The organism is Gordonia sp. VNK21 (genome assembly GCF_046098115.1).
Classification (GTDB): Bacteria; Actinomycetota; Actinomycetes; order Mycobacteriales; family Mycobacteriaceae; genus Gordonia.
On record NZ_JBJURU010000003.1, the window covers coordinates 227,681 to 244,960 of the forward strand.

Genomic DNA, 17,280 nt, shown 5'->3' on the forward strand with positions numbered 1-17,280 from the left:
GGAACGGTCTTTACTTTACCGTTTGGTCTCATGAGCTTCTCGCGCAGATCCCTGTTGGCGCTGTTGACCGCGCTGCTGGCGATCGTCGCACTGGCCGGATGCTCGGACGAGGCGGAGTCGTCACGGCCCGGGGCGGCGCTGCCCAAGGACTTCCCCACGGCCCAGGTGCCGATGATCGACGGCGCAGTGCTCGACGCCTCGGGCGGCGATTCCTCCTGGCAGGTGATGATTCAGGCGCAGGCCTCGGACGGCAACGCGTTCACCAACGCGGTGAGCACCCTGACCGACGCCGGGTACACGGAGTCGTCGCGGACCGACAACGACCGGGAGCGGTCGGTCCTGCTGTCGAAGCGGGACGGCGAGCACACCTACTGGGTGAACGTCGGGATCTCGGCGACCTCGTCGGGCACCGCCAACTCGATCCTCTACGCCGTCACCCGGGAGTGATCCGGACGTATCGGGCACGGTGACAGGTACCCGGCAGGTCGTTCACAGGAGACGGACAGGTGTGCTCGGCACCATCGGGTGATCCGGCGGCGTCCGGGGGCTCTCCCCGGGCGGCCCCGTCGGGTCACAGGAGGGAAAGAACAACCATGACCGACGATCAGTCCGCGAACACCGAACCGATCAGCCAGGGCGCCGCTCCGCAGGAGCCGGTCACCCAGCCCGTCCCGGAGACCCAGCCCGTCCAGGCGGCTCAGCCCGCAGCCCCGGCGCAGCCCGGTCCGGCCGGCGCAGAGGACGTGCGCCGCAAGTGGGTGATCGGCGGCGCCGCCGCGGCCGGTGCCGCACTGCTGCTGGTCGGCTTCGGCCTCGGCTACATCACCGGCGACCAGACCGGCGGCGACGGTGGGGGCCGTTCGCACAGCCGCGACTTTCCGGGCATGAACGGCGACGGTGGTGGCCCGGGCCGCGGAGGCCCGCAGGGGGGGGCTGGAACATGCAGGACGGTCAGGGACCGGGAGGCGGCAACCGGCAGGTGCCCGACGGCGGGAACCGGCAGTTCCCCGGCGGCGACCAGCAGGCCCCGAACGGCACCGAGCAGGCCCCGAACGGCACCGGGCAGGCCCCGAGTACGACGGCCCGGCCCAGCTAGCCCAGGTTCCGGCCGGCTCTACCGGCCGCCGCTGCCCGGGGAGGACTCAGGCTTCGGCGGCGCGCTTGATCTTGCCGAGTGTTTCGCGGATCCCCGCGGAGAGTTCGGACTCGAAGTTGGTGTTGCCGCCGAAGACCTTGTCCACCAGCACTGACGAGATCTTGGTGGTCTGGCCGCCCGCCACCGTGCGGGACTCGGTCAGGGTGGTGCCGGTCGCGCTGGGCGTGAGCCGGTAGGACCACACGGTGTGGTTGTCGGTGATCCGGAAGGCCAGTTCCTTCTCCGGTTCGAAGGCCACCACCTTGGCGCGGGTGGGCCACACCAGCGCTCCGCGCCGGTTGATGTTGAGGGTGCGGGTGCCGGCCTTGACCGGGCCGCCGAAGATGATCATCTTCTTGCACTGCGGGCTCCACTCACCCATCCGGGCGAGGTCGGAGACGACGGCCCACACCCGGTCGGGGGTGGCGTCGATCTCGATGGTCTCTTCGATCAGCGGGGTAGCCATGTGTGTCTCCTCGTTTCGGCGCGGATGCCTGTTCCGAGGGACTCTAGAGCACTCGCGCGGTCCGGCGGAAGCCGGTCGTCAGAACAGCGAGAGCGACGCGGCCACCGCCAGGCCGACGGCGACGAACAGAGCGGCGCCCATCCAGACGGCCGGGCCGTGGTCGTCGTCCTCGAGCAGCACCGAGCCGAGCCGGCCCGGGGTGAGCAGATCGACCAGGACGAAGGCGAAGGCCATCAGCGCGATGGTCACCACGCCGTAGACGAAGGTGTAGAGCACCCCGCGCCACAGCTCCAGACCCACGCTGGCGGCGATCCCGGCGGCGACGGCCAGCGTGACGCCGAGGACCTGAGAGACGGCGAGGACCACCGCATTGCGGTGGCCCTCGCGCCAGACCATGGTGCGCAGACTGCCGGGCGTGATCACGTCCAGCACAGCGAATCCCAGAATCAGCAGGCCTACGGTCAGCAGGCCGTAGGAGGTGAGGTCCGCGAGGTTGTCGCGCAGCACGGTGGTGGAGTCCATGGCTCAACTCTAGGGTGCGCGCCGCCCCCGCGGACCGTAGATCACTCGACGGTGACCATCTCCCAGTCCTGCACCTGTGCGGTGATCGCGTCCAGATGTGCGTCGGCGTCGCCGAGCGTGTGGGAGATGGCGGTCAGCCGGCTCACGTAGTGCGCGATCGGGTACTCGGCGGTCATGCCGATGCCGCCGTGCATCTGGATGGCCTCCTGCCCGATCCACCGCGCCGAGCGGCAGGTCTGCAGCTTGGCCCGCGAGGCGATCAGCGGATCGGTGCGGCCCTCGGACAGCGCGGCCGTGCCGAACAGGGTGAGGCTGCGGGCCAGCTCCAGCTGCACGTACATGTCCGCGGCCCGGTGGGTGAGCGCCTGGAAGGTGGCCAGCGGCACCCCGAACTGCTTGCGGGAGCGCAGATACTCGGTGGTCATCTCCAGCGAGCGGCTCATCGCGCCGAGCGCCTCCGCGCACAGGCCCACCTGGGCCAGCGTCTCGATCTCGGTGATCAGGGCGGTGGCGTCACCGCTGCCCAGCCGCTGCGCCGCTGCGCCGTCGAAGACCACCTGCGCGCCGCGCCGGCGATCGTGCGTCCGGTAGCCGGTGCGGGTCACCCCGTCGGCATCGGCGGCCACCAGGTACAGGCCCACCGTGCCGTCGGCGTCCCGGGCGGAGACGACGAAGGTGTCGGCGCAGTCGCCGTGCGGCACCAGCGACTTGGTGCCGCTGATCGACGAGCCGTCGGCGGAGACGGCCACCGCCGCGGCCGGCCAGCGGTCGTGCTTCTCCTGGTGGGCGAAGGCCAGCAGCCGTTCGCCCGCGGCCAGGCCGCCGAGCACCTCGGCGCGCACCTGCTCGTCGGCGGTGCGGGCCACCAGCAGTCCGGGGACCACCACCGAGTCGAGGAAGGGCTCGGGGGCCAGCGCGGCGCCGAATTCGGTGAGCACGGCGGTCAGCTCCTCGGGGCCGCCGCCCACGCCGCCGTCCTCCTCGGTGAAGACCAGACCCAGAATGCCGATCTCGGCCAGGGCCTTCCACACGTCGTCGCTCCAGCCGCGGTCGGTGTCGGTGACCCGGCGGAGGGTCTCCACGTCGTAGGTGCGGGTGAGCACCTCGCGCACCGTGTCGCGGAGCATCGCCTGTTCGTCAGAAAGCTCGAAATCCATTGTTGTCCTTAAGTTCTCTCGGAAGCGTGAGCAGTCGGGCCGTTACAGGCCGAGGACGGCCTTGTCGATGATCTGCCGCTGGACCTCCGAGGAGCCGCCGTAGATCGTCACCTTGCGGTAGTTGAGGTAGGCCGGGACCGAGAGCTGCGCCCAGGCCGGGACGTCGACCTGCGCCGAACCGTTCGGCTCGTCGGCGCCGAGGCCGGCCACCGGCAGCGACTCCGGTCCGGCGATGTCGGCGATCAGCTCGGTGACCTCCTGCTGCAGCTGGCTGCCGTAGAGCTTGAGCAGCGACGACGCCGGATTCGGCTTGCCGTCGGACGAGCCGGCCACCACGCGCAGCTGGGTCAGTTCGAGTGCGAGCAGCTTGTTCTCCAGTTCGGCGATGCGCGAGGCGTAGCGCGGATCGTCGATCAGGGTGCCGTCGCCGGCGGGGATCTGCGCGGCGAGTTCTTTGGCGCGCGCCAGCTGGGTCTTGGTCCAGCCGACCCGGGCGATGCCCGAACGCTCGTTGCCGAGCAGGAACTTGGCCAGGGTCCAGCCCTGGTTCTCCTCGCCGACCAGGTTCTCGACCGGCACCCGGACGTCCTCGAAGAAGACCTCGTTGACCTCGTAGCTGCCGTCGATCAGCTGGATCGGCCGCAGCGTGACCCCGGGGGTGTCCATCGGGAACAGCAGGAAGCTGATGCCGGCCTGCTTCTTCACATCCGGATCGGTGCGCACCAGGCAGAAGATCCAGTCGGCGAACTGGCCCAGGGTGGTCCAGGTCTTCTGGCCGTTGACCACGTAGTGGTCACCGTCGCGCACGGCGCGGGTCTTGAGCGAGGCGAGGTCCGAACCGGCCTCGGGCTCGGAGAAGCCCTGACACCACCAGATGTCCAGGTTCGCGGTGGCCGGCAGGAAGCGGTCCTTCTGCTCCTGGGTGCCGAAGGCGGCGATCACCGGACCGACCATGCCGGCGTTGAACGGCAGCATGTCCGGGACGGAGGCCAGCGACATCTCCTCGCGGTAGATGTGGTGCTGCACCGGCGTCCAGTCCTGGCCGCCCACCTCGACCGGCCAGTGCGGGGTCGCCAGGCCCTTCGCGTTGAGGATCCGGGTGGTGGTGACGATGTCGTCGGGGTAGTTCAGTTCGCCTTCGGCGCACCGTCGGCGGATGTCTTCGGGGACTTCGGTGGTGAAGAATTCGCGGAGCTCGCTCCGGAAGGCCGCTTCTTCTTCGCTGAATCGGATCTGCATACCCTAGTTCTTACTCCACCGGCTACGCGCCGGTACGCCGGGTCCGTGATCCGGTTCACTCCGGAGTGAGTACCTTGGACGGAATGAAACACGTTCATTCTTTCGGCGACGACGCGCTGGGCGATCTGGATGCCGTGGGCGTGGCCCGGGCGATCGCATCGAAGCAGGCCAGCGCCCTGGAGATGCTCGACGCCGCGCTCGCCCGGATCGACGCGGTGAACCCGACGCTCGCGGCGATCGCCGAGGACGACCGGGAGCGCGCCCGCGCCCGGGCGGCGAGCAACTCGTTCTCGGGTGCCTTCGCCGGCGTGCCGTCGGCGATCAAGTCGAACACCGCGGTGGCGGGCCTGCCCACCCGCTACGGTTCGGCGGCCACCTCGGCTGAGCCCGCGGCCGCCGACGCGCCGTTCACCGGTGAGTTCGTGGGCACCGGCGTCAACGTTCTGGGGACGACGACGATGCCGCCCTTCGGGCTGTCGGCGAGCACGGAGTTCGACGACCGCGAACCGACCCGCAATCCGTGGGACACCGACCGGTCGTCGGGCGGCTCGTCCGGCGGGGCGGCCGCGTTGGTGGCGGCGGGGGCGCTGCCGATCGCGCACGGCAACGACGGCGGCGGATCCATCCGGATCCCGGCCGCGGCCTGCGGGCTGGTGGGACTCAAACCGACGCGCGGCCGCACCGCCGCCGATCCGCTGGCCGCCAAGGCGCCCATCGATCTGGTGTGCAACGGGGTGCTCACCCGCAGCGTCCGCGACAGTGCCTACTTCCTGGCCGACCTGGAGCGCCAGCGCCCGGTGGACGGTCTCGAGCCGGTGGGGCTGGTGCAGGGTCCGGGGGAGCGGCGGCTGCGGATCGCGCTGATCGCCGAGCCGATCACCGGGCAGCTGCTCGAGCCGGACACCAACCGGGTGCTGATGGCCACCGTCGATCTGCTCGAGGCGCTCGGGCACCGGGTCGAGACCGTCCCGCTGCCGGTCGAGCGGTCGTACGTCGACCAGTTCGCGCTGTACTGGGCGCTGATGGCCTTCTCCATGGACCGCTTCGGCGCCCGCACCGTCGGCGCCGGGTTCGATCGCAGCCGCGTCGACCCGTTCACCCGCGGCCTGTCCCGCCGATTCACCCGCCGCTTCTACAAGACGCCGTCGGCGCTGCACGGTCTGCGCACGTCCACCCGGCGGATGCGGGAGCTGTTGGCCGCCTACGATCTGGTGCTCTCGCCGACGCTCTCGCACAGTGCCCCGGAGATCGGCTACCTGGATCCGTCGGCCGACTTCGACGAGGTCTTCGACCGGCTCACCCGGTACGTCTCCTTCACCCCGCCGAACAACACCTCCGGCGCCCCGGCGATCTCGCTGCCGCTCGGCTCGACCGCCGACGGCCGGCCGATCGGGATGCACTTCTCGGCGGACCTGGGCGGGGAGCGGGCGCTGCTGGAGATCGCCTACGAACTCGAGGCGGCGCAGCCCTTCGCCCGGATCCAGGACGCCGGCGCACAGTCCTGACCGCGGCTCAGGCGCCCTGGGCGCCGGAGATCTGCACGCCCTCGAACATGGCTCGCACATCGGCCTCGTACTGCGGATCGGCCGGGGCGGTGGCCTGCGCGGTCATCGTGTAGGTGGTCGACGCGGAGTCGTCGCGCGGCACCACGATCACCTGCAGTATCGCCGGCCTCGCCGGGATCGAGCCCTGCGCGGGCAGGGTGTAGTCGAGCGTCCAGGACGGGTAGCCGCAGACGGTGCCGGGGGTGCCGGTCGCGGGGACGGAGTCTCCATAGACCCGGCGCAGCCCGGTGAGCTGCAACTCGAACGCCGCCTGCGGATCCCCGGTGGACGTCTCCGCGGTGGCCACCACATTGGGCGTGAACCGGTCGCGGGTGAAGCCCGTGTTGACCAGGCCGAGTCGGATGATCTCCGAATCCATCGCGGTGTGGCGTTCCCAGCCGGCCGGTGTCGGCAGTTCCACCGTGGGCTCTCCCGGCTGCGCATTGAGGGCGACTAGCGGATCGTCGACACTCGCGCACGCGGCGGCACCGTCGGCCCGGCTGGACGGCGCGGTCACCGGTGTGCCCTCGATACTCGAACAGGCGGTGAGCAGGCTCAGGCCGAGCGCGGCCGCGGTGCCGGCGATCCGGCGCCCGCATCGACGGGTGATCACTTGTTGATCTGCACGCCGTCGAACATGGTCTGGACCGCCTGCTGGTAGTCGCTGTTGCCGCCGTCGGTGCTCTGGGCGGTCAGCGAGTAGGTGACGGTGCCGGTGCCCTGCGAGACGACGATGGTCTTGAGCATTCCGGCGCGCGCCGGGGCGCCCTGCGCGGCGGGCAGTTCGACGGCGGCGGTGGCCGACGGGTAGCCGCAGGTGGAGCCGGGGGTCACGGTGGCGTTCGGGTCGGCCTGCTGCACGGACCGGATCTCCCCGTCCAGGACCGCTTGCGCGTCGGCGCCGCTGTCGTTGGAGGTGACCACCAGATTGGGGGTGAAGCCGTTGGAGGTCAGGCCTTTCGCGACCAGTGCCAGCCGGACCTGCACCTGGTCGGTGCCGGAGCCGGCGGGGGCGTCGGTCTTCTCCCAGCCCGACGGCACCGGAATCTGCACGATCGGTCCGCCCGCCACCTCGGACAGCGGGGTCAGCGGTGCGCCGGGCTCGGCGCAGGCGGCGTTCACCGGGGCGGTGTTGGTCGCGGAGGCGTCCGAGGAGGACGAGTCGTCGTCACCGCAGGCGGTGAGCAGGCCGACGCTGAGCAGCAGGGCGGCCGGGACCGCGAGGAGGCGAGTGCGCATGGCTGCAGAGTGTAACAATCCCGACCTGTGGTTTCGGGCCGCCAGTCCCCGGGAGCGGCGCGGCCGGGGCCGCCGACCCTGCGGTCGACAGCCCCGGCCGGTGCGGTGAGGTGATCCCGGTCAGTGGGCCACCGCACCGGCGGCGCCGACGCCGGTGAGCGAGCGCACCTCCATCTCCGCGTTCTTCTCCGGCGAGCCGGTGTCCCGCGAGGTGAGGGTGCCGACGATACCGAGCACGAAGGCCAGCGGGATGGACACCAGGCCGGGGTTGGCCAGCGGGAACCAGGCGAAGTCGGCTCCCGGGATCATCGACGACGCGCGGCCCGAGACGGCCGGCGAGAAGACGATCAGCACGATGGTGGCGGTGAGTCCGCCGTACATGCTCCACAGGGCGCCCCGGGTGTTGAACCGCCGCCAGAACAGCGAGTACAGGATGGTCGGCAGATTCGCCGAGGCCGCCACCGCGAAGGCCAGGGCCACCAGGAAGGCGATGTTCTGGCCGTTGGCCAGAATGCCGAGCACGATACCGAGGATGCCGAGCACCACCACGGTGTAGCGCGAGACCCGGACCTGATCTTCCTCGCTGCACTGATTGCGCTTGATCACGCTCGCGTAGATGTCGTGGGCGAACGAGGCCGAGGCGGTGATGGCCAGACCCGCGACCACCGCGAGGATAGTGGCGAAGGCGACCGCCGAGATGATCCCGAGCAGCACCGTGCCGCCGAGTTCGAGGGCCAGCAGCGGGGCCGCCGCGTTCTCCCCGCCGGCGGCGGAGAGGATCTTGTCCGGTCCCACGAAGGCCGCGGCGCCGTAGCCCAGGATCAGAGTGAACAGGTAGAAGGCGCCGATCAGGCCGATGGACCAGACCACCGAGCGGCGGGCCTCCTTGGCGGTGGGCACCGTGTAGAAGCGCATCAGCACATGCGGCAGGCCGGCGGTGCCGAGCACCAGGGCTAGCGCCAGCGACAGGAAGTCCATCTTGGTGGTGGTGTCCTTGCCGTATTTGGCGCCCGGCGCGAGCACATCGCGCGAGGCCACGGCCTCGTCGGCCGAGCCGCTGATCGCGTCCTGGGCGCGGCCGAACAGGTCGGAGACGTTCAATCCCACCTTGCCGAGCACCATCAGGGTCATCACCGCGGCACCGGTGATCAGCAGGCAGGCCTTGATGATCTGCACCCAGGTGGTGCCCTTCATGCCGCCGATGAGCACGTAGACGATCATCAGGATGCCGACCACGGCGATCACGATGGACTGACCGGTGCGGCCCTCGATGTCGAGCAGCAGGGCCACCAGGCCGCCGGCGCCGGCCATCTGCGCGAGCAGATGGAACAGCGAGACCGTCAGTGTGGAGATGGCGGCCGCGGTGCGCACGGGCCGCTGCTTGAGCCGGAAGCTCAGCACGTCGGCCATGGTGAAGCGGCCGGTGTTGTGCAGCAGTTCGGCCACCAGCAGCAGCGCCACCAGCCAGGCCACCAGGAAACCGATCGAGTAGAGGAAGCCGTCGTAGCCGTAGACGGCGATGGCCCCGGCGATGCCGAGGAAGCTGGCCGCCGAGAGATAGTCGCCGGCGATGGCGATGCCGTTCTGCGGGCCGGAGAACGAGCTGCCGCCGGTGAAGAACTGGGAGGCGGACTTGTTGTTGCCGCTCACCTTGATCACCACAGTCAGCGTGATGATCACGAAGGCCAGGAAGATGGCGATGTTGGCGGTCGGGTTGCCTACCGACGAGGCGAGGTCGGTGGTGGTCATCGCTGGACCTTTCCGGCTGCGGCGGCGTAGGTGCCGTCGGCGAAGTGCTCGCGCACGATCTCTGCCTGCGGGTCGAGGGTGCGGTCGGCGAAGCGCACGTACAGGCCGGTGATGCCGAAGGTCGTGACGAACTGCAGCAGACCCAGCAGCAGGCCGACGTTCAGGTTCCCCCAGACCTTGGTGCCCATGAAGTCGTGCGCGAAGGCGCCGAGCAGGACATAGGTGGCGTACCAGATGAGGAAGAACGCCGTCATCGGGAAGATGAAGCGGTACAGGGTGCGGCGGAGTCTCGCGAACTCCGGACTGGCTTGGGCGGCCAGGAATTCGGCGCTGTCGGGCGTCGTCCCGGGGCTGCCGATCTCGGTGGTGGACACGCCGTTCTCCTTCGATGGCTGGGGCGGTGAACCACCTCAGCATGAGGGGAGACCTGGATCACAGGGAACGGCTTGTGTGACCGGAACGACGGAGCCGGTCCGCCGTGCGGTGAACGGTCGGGCGGTGCCGATGAACGGTCGGCTCAGTCGCCGGTGGGGGTGCGTTCGAGGCCCAGCCCGAGCCGCTCGGGTACGTGCATGCGGGCCATCACGGTGGCCACGTCGTTCCGTACCCGGTTCCGGTCGGCGAGACTGACGCCGACCATCACCGCGAAGGTCAGCGGCACGGTCGCCGCGGCGGGGAAGTTCACCAGATCGGCGCCCCAACCGCCGCCGGGCACGCCGAGCGTGCCGCAGACTACGGCCACGGCCGAGGTCGCCCCGCCCACGGCGAGCCCGGCGACGGCGCCGCGGGCGGTGAGGCCGCGCCACCAGATACCCAGCACCAGCAGCGGGCACAGGGTGGCGGCCGAGACGGCGAAGACGATGCCCACAGAGCGGGACAGTTCCAGCGAGCCGGCCGCCAGTGCGAGCGCCATCGGCACGATGCCGCCGATCACGGCGACCAGCCGGAAACTGCGCACTCCCGGCGGCAGCAGGTCCGAGCCGGCGCCCGCGATGGAGATGAGCAGCCCCGACGAGGTGGCCAGGAAGGCGGCGATCGCCCCGGCGGCGACCAGTGCCGCCAGCAGCTGCCCGGGCAGCCCGCTGACCAGCGCGGTGGGCATCAGCAGAACGGCGGCGTCGGCGGTGCCGGTGGCCAGAACCTGCGGGACGTACAGGCGTGAGAGGACGCCCAGTGCGGTGGGGAAGAGGTAGAAGCCGGACAGCAGCACGATCACGGTGAGGGCGGCCCGTCGCGCCTGCGGGCCGGAACGGTTGGTGTAGAAGCGCACCAGCACATGCGGCAGCCCGAGAGCCCCGAGGAAGGTCGCCAGGATCAGGGACAGCACCTGGTAGAGCGGATGGTCGCCGCCCAGGCCGCCGCCGGAGCGGGACCACTCCCGGCCGGTCTGCGGTGCACCCGAGACCACCGGGGTGGCGGCCCCGGCGCCGAGCAGGAGGGTGCCGCCGTCACCGATCACGTGCCGTCCGGGACTCAGCGGCTGCCGGTGGACCCGATGCCCGTCGACGGTGCCGGTGGCGGCGACCCCGGCCGGATCGGTGACCGTCACCGTGACCTCGGTGCGCACCTGCACGGTGGTGGCCTCGGCGACTCGGGCCGGCAGGGGCTTCGCCAGGTCGTACGGCTGGTGGACGAAGAAGCCGATCGCGACCAGCGCCGGGACCGCGATCGCGGTGAGTTTGAGCCAGTACTGCACGGCCTGGGCCAGGGTCACCGAGCGCATGCCGCCGCCGACCACGTTGACCACGATCGCGATGCCCCCCACCAGCACACCCACCCAGTCGGGCAGCCCGAGCAGGATGTCGAGGGTCAGGCCCGCCCCCTGGAGCTGGGGGACCAGGTACAGCACGCAGATCAGCACGACGATGACCATCGCGACCCGGCGGGCGAGGACCGACCCCAGCCGGAACTCGGCGAAGTCGGGCACGGTGTAGGCACCGGAGCGGCGCAGCGGGGCGGCGACGAAGAGCAGCAGCGACAGGTAGCCGGCGGTGAAGCCGATCGGGTACCAGAGTGCATCGGCGCCGTATTTGGCGACCAGACCGGCCACTCCGAGGAAGGAGGCGGCCGACAGGTATTCGCCGGCGATGGCGGCGGCGTTGGCGCGGGTGCCGATGCTGCGGGAGGCCACCAGGAAGTCGGAGGTGGAGCGTGCGCCGCGTCCGCCGTAGGCGCCGATGGCCACCGTGCCGATCACGGTGACCGCCACGGCGGCGACGATCAGTGCTTCGGCGGAGCCGGTCACCGGGGCGTCCGCTCGCCGGCCCCGGGAGGGCTCTCGTCGGGACCGGCATCGTCGACCACCCGGAGGAAGTCGCGTTCGGCCTGCTCGGCGAATCGGATGTAGAGCCGTCCTGCCAGGTACAGCAGCGGATACGGCAGCACGATCAGCACCAGCCAGTTGATCGGGATGCCGGCGAGCTCGGCGGTGGTGAAACCGGCGACGAAGTGCCCGAGCAGCGGGATGGCGGCGAACACCGCGATCACACCGGCGCCGATGCGCAGTGCGAGCCCCAGCTGAGCCCGCACCAGACCGCGCACCAGGTGCTCGCCCATGCCGGTCTGCTCGGCCACCTCCACCCGGGTGCGCACCGGGCGGGCGCCGCGGCGCTGGGAGAGCACCACGCGTTCGCGGCGCGGGGTCTGGTCGGGCACGGCGGACTCCTAGACGCCCGGTCCGGAGGTCTCGGAGCGGCCGGAGCGGAAGGTGCGCAACGGATCACGCACCAGGCGATCCTTCAGTTCCCGCACCTGCCGGCGGCTCACCGGGAGCTCCACGACCCTGCCGGCGCCCGGGCCGCGGACCATCACCTTGGTGGCGGTTCCGTCCGAGCGCAGCCCGGCCACGTGCGGCAGCGCCACCAGGTAGCTGCGGTGCACGCGTGCGAAACCGGCGGCCGCCCAGCGGGATTCGAGCGTTGAGAGGGTCACCCGGACCAGATACTCGCCGCTGTCGGTGTGCAGCCGTGCGTAGTCGCCGACGGCCTCGACCCAGGCCACCGAGTCCCGGCGGATCAGAGCAGTCACCCCGCCGCGCTCGACGGGGATCACCTCGCCGTCGGTGCCGGGGGCGTCGGCCGCCCCGTCGTCGCCGCCGGGGCTTCCCGGCGCGGCCCGCACCGCCAGCACCCGATCGAGTGCCTGATTGAGCCGTTCCTCCCGCAGCGGTTTGAGCAGATAGTCCACGGCGCCCACCTCGAAGGCCTGCACGGCGCGATCGTCGTGGGCGGTGACGAAGACGACGGCCGGCGGGGTGGCATAGCGCGCGAGCACCGCGGCCAGTTCCATCCCGGTCAGCCCCGGCATGGAGATGTCCAGGAAGGCGGCGTCGACGGCCTGTTCGGAGAGTTCGCGGAGGGCCTCGGTGGCGTCGGCGGCGGTGATCACCCGGCCCACCGCCGGGTGCTCGCCGAGCAGGAAGGCCAGCTCGTCGCGGGCCGGGGCCTCATCGTCCACCGCCAGCACGGTCAGTTCGGTCATCGCCCCTCCTCGCGTGGCTACGTCTCGGCCGGTCCGGTGGCGGGCTGGGCGCGGATCCCGGACGCGAACTTAGGAACCCGCATGCTCACCTTGGTACCGGCCCCGAGTCCGGTGTCGACGACTAGACCGTAGTCATTGCCGAAGGCCGAGCGCAGTCGTTGATCCACATTGGTCAGTCCGACGTGGGCGCCGTCCCCGTCGGGGCCGGGGACCAGGGCGTCGATCGCCCCGCTGTGCAGCAGTTCCGGATCCATCCCGGCCCCGTCGTCCTCCACGCTGATCAGGCAGTCGGTGCCGGAGTTGCGGGCCACCAGGGTGACCGTTCCGGTGCGCCGCCCGGCCAGGCCGTGCCGGACGGCGTTCTCCACCAGCGGCTGCAGGGCCAAGAAGGGCAGCACCACACCCAGAACCTCGGCATCCACCTGAAGCTTCACGGTCAGCCCCTCGCCGAAGCGCGCCCGTTCGAGGGTCAGGTAGCGATCGATGTTGCGCAGTTCCTCGTCGAGGGTGGTGTATTCGCCGGCCGCCCGGAAGCTGTAGCGGGTGAAGTCGGCGAACTCGAGGATCAGTTCGCGGGCCCGGGCCGGGTCGGTGCGGACGAACGAGGCGATGGTGCCGAGCGCGTTGTAGATGAAATGCGGGCTGATCTGGGCACGCAGCGCCAGCACCTCGGCGCGGTCGAGCCGGGCGCGGGAGGCGTCGAGTTCGGCGAGCTGCAGCTGACCGGCCGCGTAGTTCGCGACCTCGGTGATCGCCCCGATCCGGCCGGGGCCGGGGTCGCGGACCGAGGCCACCACCAGCACCCCGGCGCTGATGTCGTCGGTGAGCAGCGGTGCGGCGATCAGCGAGCGCACCGGGCCGGTGCCGTCCGCCGGGTCGGTCGCGATGCGCCGCCGCCGCTCGGTCAGGGCGTCGGCGGCGAGTTGCCGTGCGGCGCCGGAGAGTCCGTCGCTCCACACCTGCGGCAGGCCGTCGGCGGCCAGCAGGGTGCCGTCGTCGGCGTAGAGCGCGACGCCGGCGGCGGAGGTGAGTTCGCGCAGCGGGCCGACGGCTTCGGCCGCGGACTCGGCGGTCAGCCCGTGCCGCAGCGGCCGCGCGGCATCGGCGGCGATCCGCAAGGTGTCGTGCACGGCCTGCTCGTGCGGGGTGGCCACCACGGTGCGGGTGCGCAGCACGATGACGAAGAGCAGCAGCGCCAGGATTCCGCCGAGCACCACGATCGCGATCAGCTCACCGGACATCGCCCCTCCTCGCTCCGGCGCGGTGCCGGTCTGCCCCGGCGGCGGCGCCGGATCGTCGCCGCCCGATTCTCTCGCAGAACCGCGCCGTTCGCGGGCGGTCCGCGCCTGAAGCGTCGGGATCAGTTCAGCGAGCTCTTCGTCCTCGTTCATCCGGTCGCCCCGGTCGGGCCATCCGGTGCTGGTGCGATGAGATCGGCGCCGCTGGGGTGCCGACGGACGGAAGAGAGGGAACCGATGGGCGTTCTGCTGACGATCGGGGCACTCGGAGTGGTGCCGTGGATCAGTTTCCTGATGGGCTCGGGCGAGGACGACGCCGCCGCCCGGGTGCAGCCCAGGCGTTGACGTCCCGCGCGGGATTCGTCACCGGATCGGCGAATTCTGCTGCCGGACACCCCGTCCGCTACTCGGCTGCGGCAGAGTAGGGGTGTGCCGCGTCGGAGTCGACCGAGGCGGATGGACGAGGGGGCAACGGTATGAAGTGGAAGTCTTTGGCACGCGAGACGCTGGTGCAGCCGGGGAGCCGGGTGGAGCTGGCGCGGGACTTCGATCCGGGTCGCAAGCCCAAGGGGCTGAAGAAGAAGGACGGTCTGGAGCTGCTCGAGCAGGGCAAGGCCGAGCTCTTCGACCTGCAGGATCGGTTCACCGCGCAGGCGGACCGGTCACTGCTGATCGTGCTGCAGGCCATCGACGCGGCAGGTAAGGACGGCACCGTCAAACACGTCATGTCCGGTATGAATCCGGCCAGTGTGGACGTGCACGGTTTCAAGGCCCCGTCGGCCGCCGAACGTGCGCACGACTATCTGTGGCGGCACCAGCTGGTGGTTCCGGCGCTGGGCCGGATCGCCGTGTTCAATCGTTCGCACTATGAGAACGTGACGGTGACCCGGGTGCACCCGGAGATGCTGTGGCCGGCCTCGGCCAATGCCCGCGACGGCCGGATCTGGCACCGGCGGTACAAGGACATCAACGCCTGGGAGCGGCAGCTCACCGACAACGGCACGGTGATCGTGAAGCTGTTCCTCAACGTCTCCAAGGACGAGCAGGCCCGGCGCTTTCTGGACCGGATCGATCGCCCGGAGAAGAACTGGAAGTTCTCCCGGGCCGATCTGGCCGAGCGCGGCTACTGGGACGAGTACCAGTACGCGTTCAACGAGATGCTCAGCCACACCAGCACCGAGTACGCGCCCTGGCATGTGATCCCGGCCGACCACAAGTGGGCCAGTCACCTGTCGACGTTCGCGGTGCTGCTCGAACAGCTGCGGGCGCTCGATCCGCGGTATCCGACGGTCTCCGACGAGGACCGCGCGGCCCAGCAGAAGGCCCGCGGCACCCTGGCCGCCGAACTCGGCGGCTGAGCGGCCGAGTGAGCGCCGCCGGCCGGTCCGGACCGGCCGGTTCCACTCAGACCGATGCGGTGGTGGCCGACGCGGTGGCGGCCGGCGCGGCCGCCGTCGCCTCGCCGCGCGGCTGGTGCGGCCGCAGCATCGGCGGACGCAGCTCGCGGGTGATGTCGTTCTCGCCGAGCCGGTTCCAGCGGAAGCCGTGATCGAGATGGCGCTCGGTGCCCAGTCGCACCGCACCCATGACGAAGACCCACACCACGCAGTAGGCCAGCACCACGCCGACCATCTCCCACGGCAGCGGCTTCATCAGCCAGCCGAAGCCGGCCATCAGGACCGCCAGTATCTGGGTGCCGGTGATCGCGGCCACCAACGGCCAGGACGGGAACGGGCGCAGGAAGAACCAGCGCTCGGCGCGGGTGACGAAGATGAGCAGGTGGCCGCCGGTGACCAGCTGCAGGAAGACCGCGGTCTGGATCTGGTCGACGGCGGTGCCGTCGGTGCCGTGCCAGGAGGCCATGCCCAGGGTGCCGTCGCCGAGCCTGGTCATCCCCCACACGAAGAAGAACAGGCCCAGAGACTGCACGACGGAGGCGAAGCCGAGGACCGCGGACGTCGCGAGGATCCGGGGCATCCGCCAGCGGATGGGACGTTTGCTGACCGGGGTGTTGTCGTAGGCGATGGTCATGATCGGCACATCGTCGAGCAGCGAGATGATCACGATCATCACCGCGGTGAGCGGCTGGAATCCCAGGATCAGGGTGGCCAGCACCACCAGGAACATGATGTCGATGGTCAGCGCCACCCGATAGATCGTGTAGCTGGTGACCCGGCCGAAGATGCGGCGCGCCTCGTCGATCGCGCTGTTGATCACCGAGAGCCCGGGGGCGGTGAGGATCAGGGCCGCGGCGCCGCGGGCGGCGTCGGTGGCGCCGGAGACGGCGGTGCCGCAGTCGGCCTGCTTGAGCGCCGGCGCATCGTTGACCCCGTCGCCGGTCATCGCCACCAGGTGACCGCGCTGCTGGAGCGATTTGACGATCGCGTACTTGTGTTCGGGGAAGACCCGGGCGAAGCCGTCGGCCTTCTCGATGGCGTCGGCGACGGCCGGCGGCACATTGTCCGGGTCCATGTCGGGTGGGAAGACGTCCGAGGCCGTCATGATGTTGGTGCCCAGCTTCAGCTGCCGGGCGGTCTCGACGGCGATGGCGGTGTCGTCGCCGGTGATCATCTTGATCTGCACGCCCTTGGCGCGGACGTGCTCGATGGTGCTCAGACTGTCGTCGCGCGGCGGATCGAACATCGGCAGCACACCGAGGATCGTCCAGCTGGCGCCGTCGTCGGCCGAACGCGCCACCGCCAGAGCCCGGTTGCCGTGGGAGGCGAGATCGGCCACCGACGAGGTGACCGTGTCGGCGTCGGCGCCGGTGGCCCCGGCCAGGGCGACGATCGCCGCCGGTGCGCCCTTGGCGACGGTGAAGTTCCTGCCGTCGGGATCGGTGACCTCGGCCTTGGTGTACTTGCTGACCGGATCGAAGGGAGTGAACCGATGCTGGGTCCAGGTGGCCAGGACGGTGGCGTCGGCGAGTCCGGCGACCACCGCGTCGTCGATGGCGTCGTGGTCCTCGGCGCGCGAGGCCAGGGCTCCGGCGAGGATCACGTCCGCAGGATCGGTGGCGCCCACCAGGATCGGGTCGCCCAGAGTCAGCTGGTTCTTGGTGAGGGTGCCCGTCTTGTCGGAGCAGAGGATGTCGACGCCGGCCATCTCCTCGATCGATTCGAGCCGGGAGACGATGGCCTTCTGCTTCGACAGCGCCAGGGCTCCGAGCGCCATGGTCACCGAGAACACCGCGGGCATGGCGACCGGGATGGAGGCGACCAGCAGCACCAGCACGAACTGGACGATGCCCAGTGCCTTGGTGAGGTTGTCGTCGGCGGTACCGGACCACTGCGTGCCGAAGTCGTTGAACACTTCGAAGAGCACCAGCACCACCGCCAGGATCACCGCGACGGCGATCAGGAAGTTGCCGATCTGGAACATCGCCTTCTGGGCGTGCGAGACGCTGCCGGCCCCGGCGACGAGCGTGGCGGTCCGGCCGAAGAAGGTGTTGGAGCCGGTCGCGAGCACCACGCCGGTGGTCTCGCCCTGTTTGACGATGGAGCCGGAGTAG

The 17,280-nt window shown here is 70.5% G+C and carries 17 protein-coding genes; 4 read left to right on the plus strand and 13 right to left on the minus strand.

The features are described from left to right. Positions 1-30: 30 nt before the first annotated feature. Complete coding sequence (locus ACJMNC_RS05655; RefSeq protein WP_408946966.1) at positions 31-447, plus strand: hypothetical protein; 417 nt, start codon at positions 31-33, stop codon at positions 445-447. A gap of 493 nt (positions 448-940) precedes the next feature. Next, positions 941-1,096 carry a hypothetical protein gene (locus ACJMNC_RS05660; protein WP_408946967.1) on the plus strand — a complete coding sequence of 52 codons (156 nt, stop codon included), beginning with the start codon at positions 941-943 and terminating at the stop codon, positions 1,094-1,096. Positions 1,097-1,142: 46 nt separating this feature from the next. On the opposite strand, the gene ACJMNC_RS05665 is transcribed toward ACJMNC_RS05660, so the two are convergent. The 4 genes from ACJMNC_RS05665 to ACJMNC_RS05680 all read right to left on the minus strand — a co-directional run bounded on the left by ACJMNC_RS05665 (position 1,143) and on the right by ACJMNC_RS05680 (position 4,519). After that, complete coding sequence (locus ACJMNC_RS05665) at positions 1,143-1,601, minus strand: SRPBCC family protein (RefSeq protein ID WP_408946968.1); 459 nt, start codon at positions 1,599-1,601, stop codon at positions 1,143-1,145. Between the two features lie 78 nt (positions 1,602-1,679). Continuing rightward, positions 1,680-2,123 carry a DUF350 domain-containing protein gene (locus ACJMNC_RS05670; protein ID WP_408946969.1) on the minus strand — a complete coding sequence of 148 codons (444 nt, stop codon included), beginning with the start codon at positions 2,121-2,123 and terminating at the stop codon, positions 1,680-1,682. A 41-nt stretch (positions 2,124-2,164) separates the two neighbouring features. Beyond that, positions 2,165-3,280, minus strand: a complete 1,116-nt coding sequence (locus ACJMNC_RS05675) for an acyl-CoA dehydrogenase family protein (RefSeq protein WP_408946970.1) — start codon at positions 3,278-3,280, stop codon at positions 2,165-2,167. A gap of 42 nt (positions 3,281-3,322) precedes the next feature. Beyond that, the gene (locus ACJMNC_RS05680; protein ID WP_408946971.1) at positions 3,323-4,519 is read right to left on the minus strand and encodes an acyl-CoA dehydrogenase family protein; all 1,197 of its coding nucleotides are present in this window, start codon (positions 4,517-4,519) and stop codon (positions 3,323-3,325) included. Positions 4,520-4,602: 83 nt separating this feature from the next. On the opposite strand from ACJMNC_RS05680, the gene ACJMNC_RS05685 reads away from it, so the two are divergent. Further along, positions 4,603-6,024: an amidase gene (locus ACJMNC_RS05685; RefSeq protein ID WP_408946972.1), complete on the plus strand. Its 1,422-nt coding sequence runs from the start codon at positions 4,603-4,605 to the stop codon at positions 6,022-6,024. Between the two features lie 7 nt (positions 6,025-6,031). Here ACJMNC_RS05685 and ACJMNC_RS05690 read toward each other — a convergent pair whose 3' ends face one another. The 8 genes from ACJMNC_RS05690 to ACJMNC_RS05725 form a co-directional block, all read right to left on the minus strand. Next, entirely contained in the window at positions 6,032-6,676 is a 645-nt protein-coding gene (locus ACJMNC_RS05690; RefSeq protein ID WP_408946973.1) for an LpqN/LpqT family lipoprotein, read from the minus strand. Further along, the gene (locus tag ACJMNC_RS05695) at positions 6,673-7,302 is read right to left on the minus strand and encodes a hypothetical protein (protein ID WP_408946974.1); all 630 of its coding nucleotides are present in this window, start codon (positions 7,300-7,302) and stop codon (positions 6,673-6,675) included. The genes ACJMNC_RS05690 and ACJMNC_RS05695 overlap by 4 nt, the downstream gene beginning before the upstream one ends. 120 nt (positions 7,303-7,422) lie before the next feature. Further along, entirely contained in the window at positions 7,423-9,051 is a 1,629-nt protein-coding gene (locus tag ACJMNC_RS05700) for a cation acetate symporter (RefSeq protein ID WP_408946975.1), read from the minus strand. Further along, on the minus strand, positions 9,048-9,425 hold the full coding sequence (locus tag ACJMNC_RS05705) for a DUF485 domain-containing protein (RefSeq protein ID WP_408946976.1): 378 nt from the start codon (positions 9,423-9,425) through the stop codon (positions 9,048-9,050). Before ACJMNC_RS05705 ends, ACJMNC_RS05700 begins: the two co-directional genes overlap by 4 nt. Before the next feature lie 143 nt (positions 9,426-9,568). Further along, a complete protein-coding gene (locus ACJMNC_RS05710; protein ID WP_408946977.1) occupies positions 9,569-11,296 on the minus strand; it encodes a cation acetate symporter in 1,728 nt (575 codons plus the stop codon). Then, the gene (locus tag ACJMNC_RS05715; protein WP_408946978.1) at positions 11,293-11,706 is read right to left on the minus strand and encodes a hypothetical protein; all 414 of its coding nucleotides are present in this window, start codon (positions 11,704-11,706) and stop codon (positions 11,293-11,295) included. Before ACJMNC_RS05715 ends, ACJMNC_RS05710 begins: the two co-directional genes overlap by 4 nt. Positions 11,707-11,715: 9 nt before the next feature. Beyond that, positions 11,716-12,531: a LytR/AlgR family response regulator transcription factor gene (locus ACJMNC_RS05720; protein WP_408946979.1), complete on the minus strand. Its 816-nt coding sequence runs from the start codon at positions 12,529-12,531 to the stop codon at positions 11,716-11,718. A 17-nt stretch (positions 12,532-12,548) separates the two neighbouring features. After that, entirely contained in the window at positions 12,549-13,772 is a 1,224-nt protein-coding gene (locus ACJMNC_RS05725; protein WP_408946990.1) for a sensor histidine kinase, read from the minus strand. Positions 13,773-14,245: 473 nt separating this feature from the next. Here ACJMNC_RS05725 and ACJMNC_RS05730 point away from each other — a divergent pair, with 473 nt between their 5' ends. Further along, the gene (locus ACJMNC_RS05730) at positions 14,246-15,127 is read left to right on the plus strand and encodes a PPK2 family polyphosphate kinase (protein ID WP_408946980.1); all 882 of its coding nucleotides are present in this window, start codon (positions 14,246-14,248) and stop codon (positions 15,125-15,127) included. A 46-nt stretch (positions 15,128-15,173) separates the two neighbouring features. On the opposite strand, the gene ACJMNC_RS05735 is transcribed toward ACJMNC_RS05730, so the two are convergent. Further along, a partial coding sequence (locus ACJMNC_RS05735) for a plasma-membrane proton-efflux P-type ATPase (protein ID WP_408946981.1) occupies positions 15,174-17,280 on the minus strand: 2,107 nt, incomplete at its 5' end.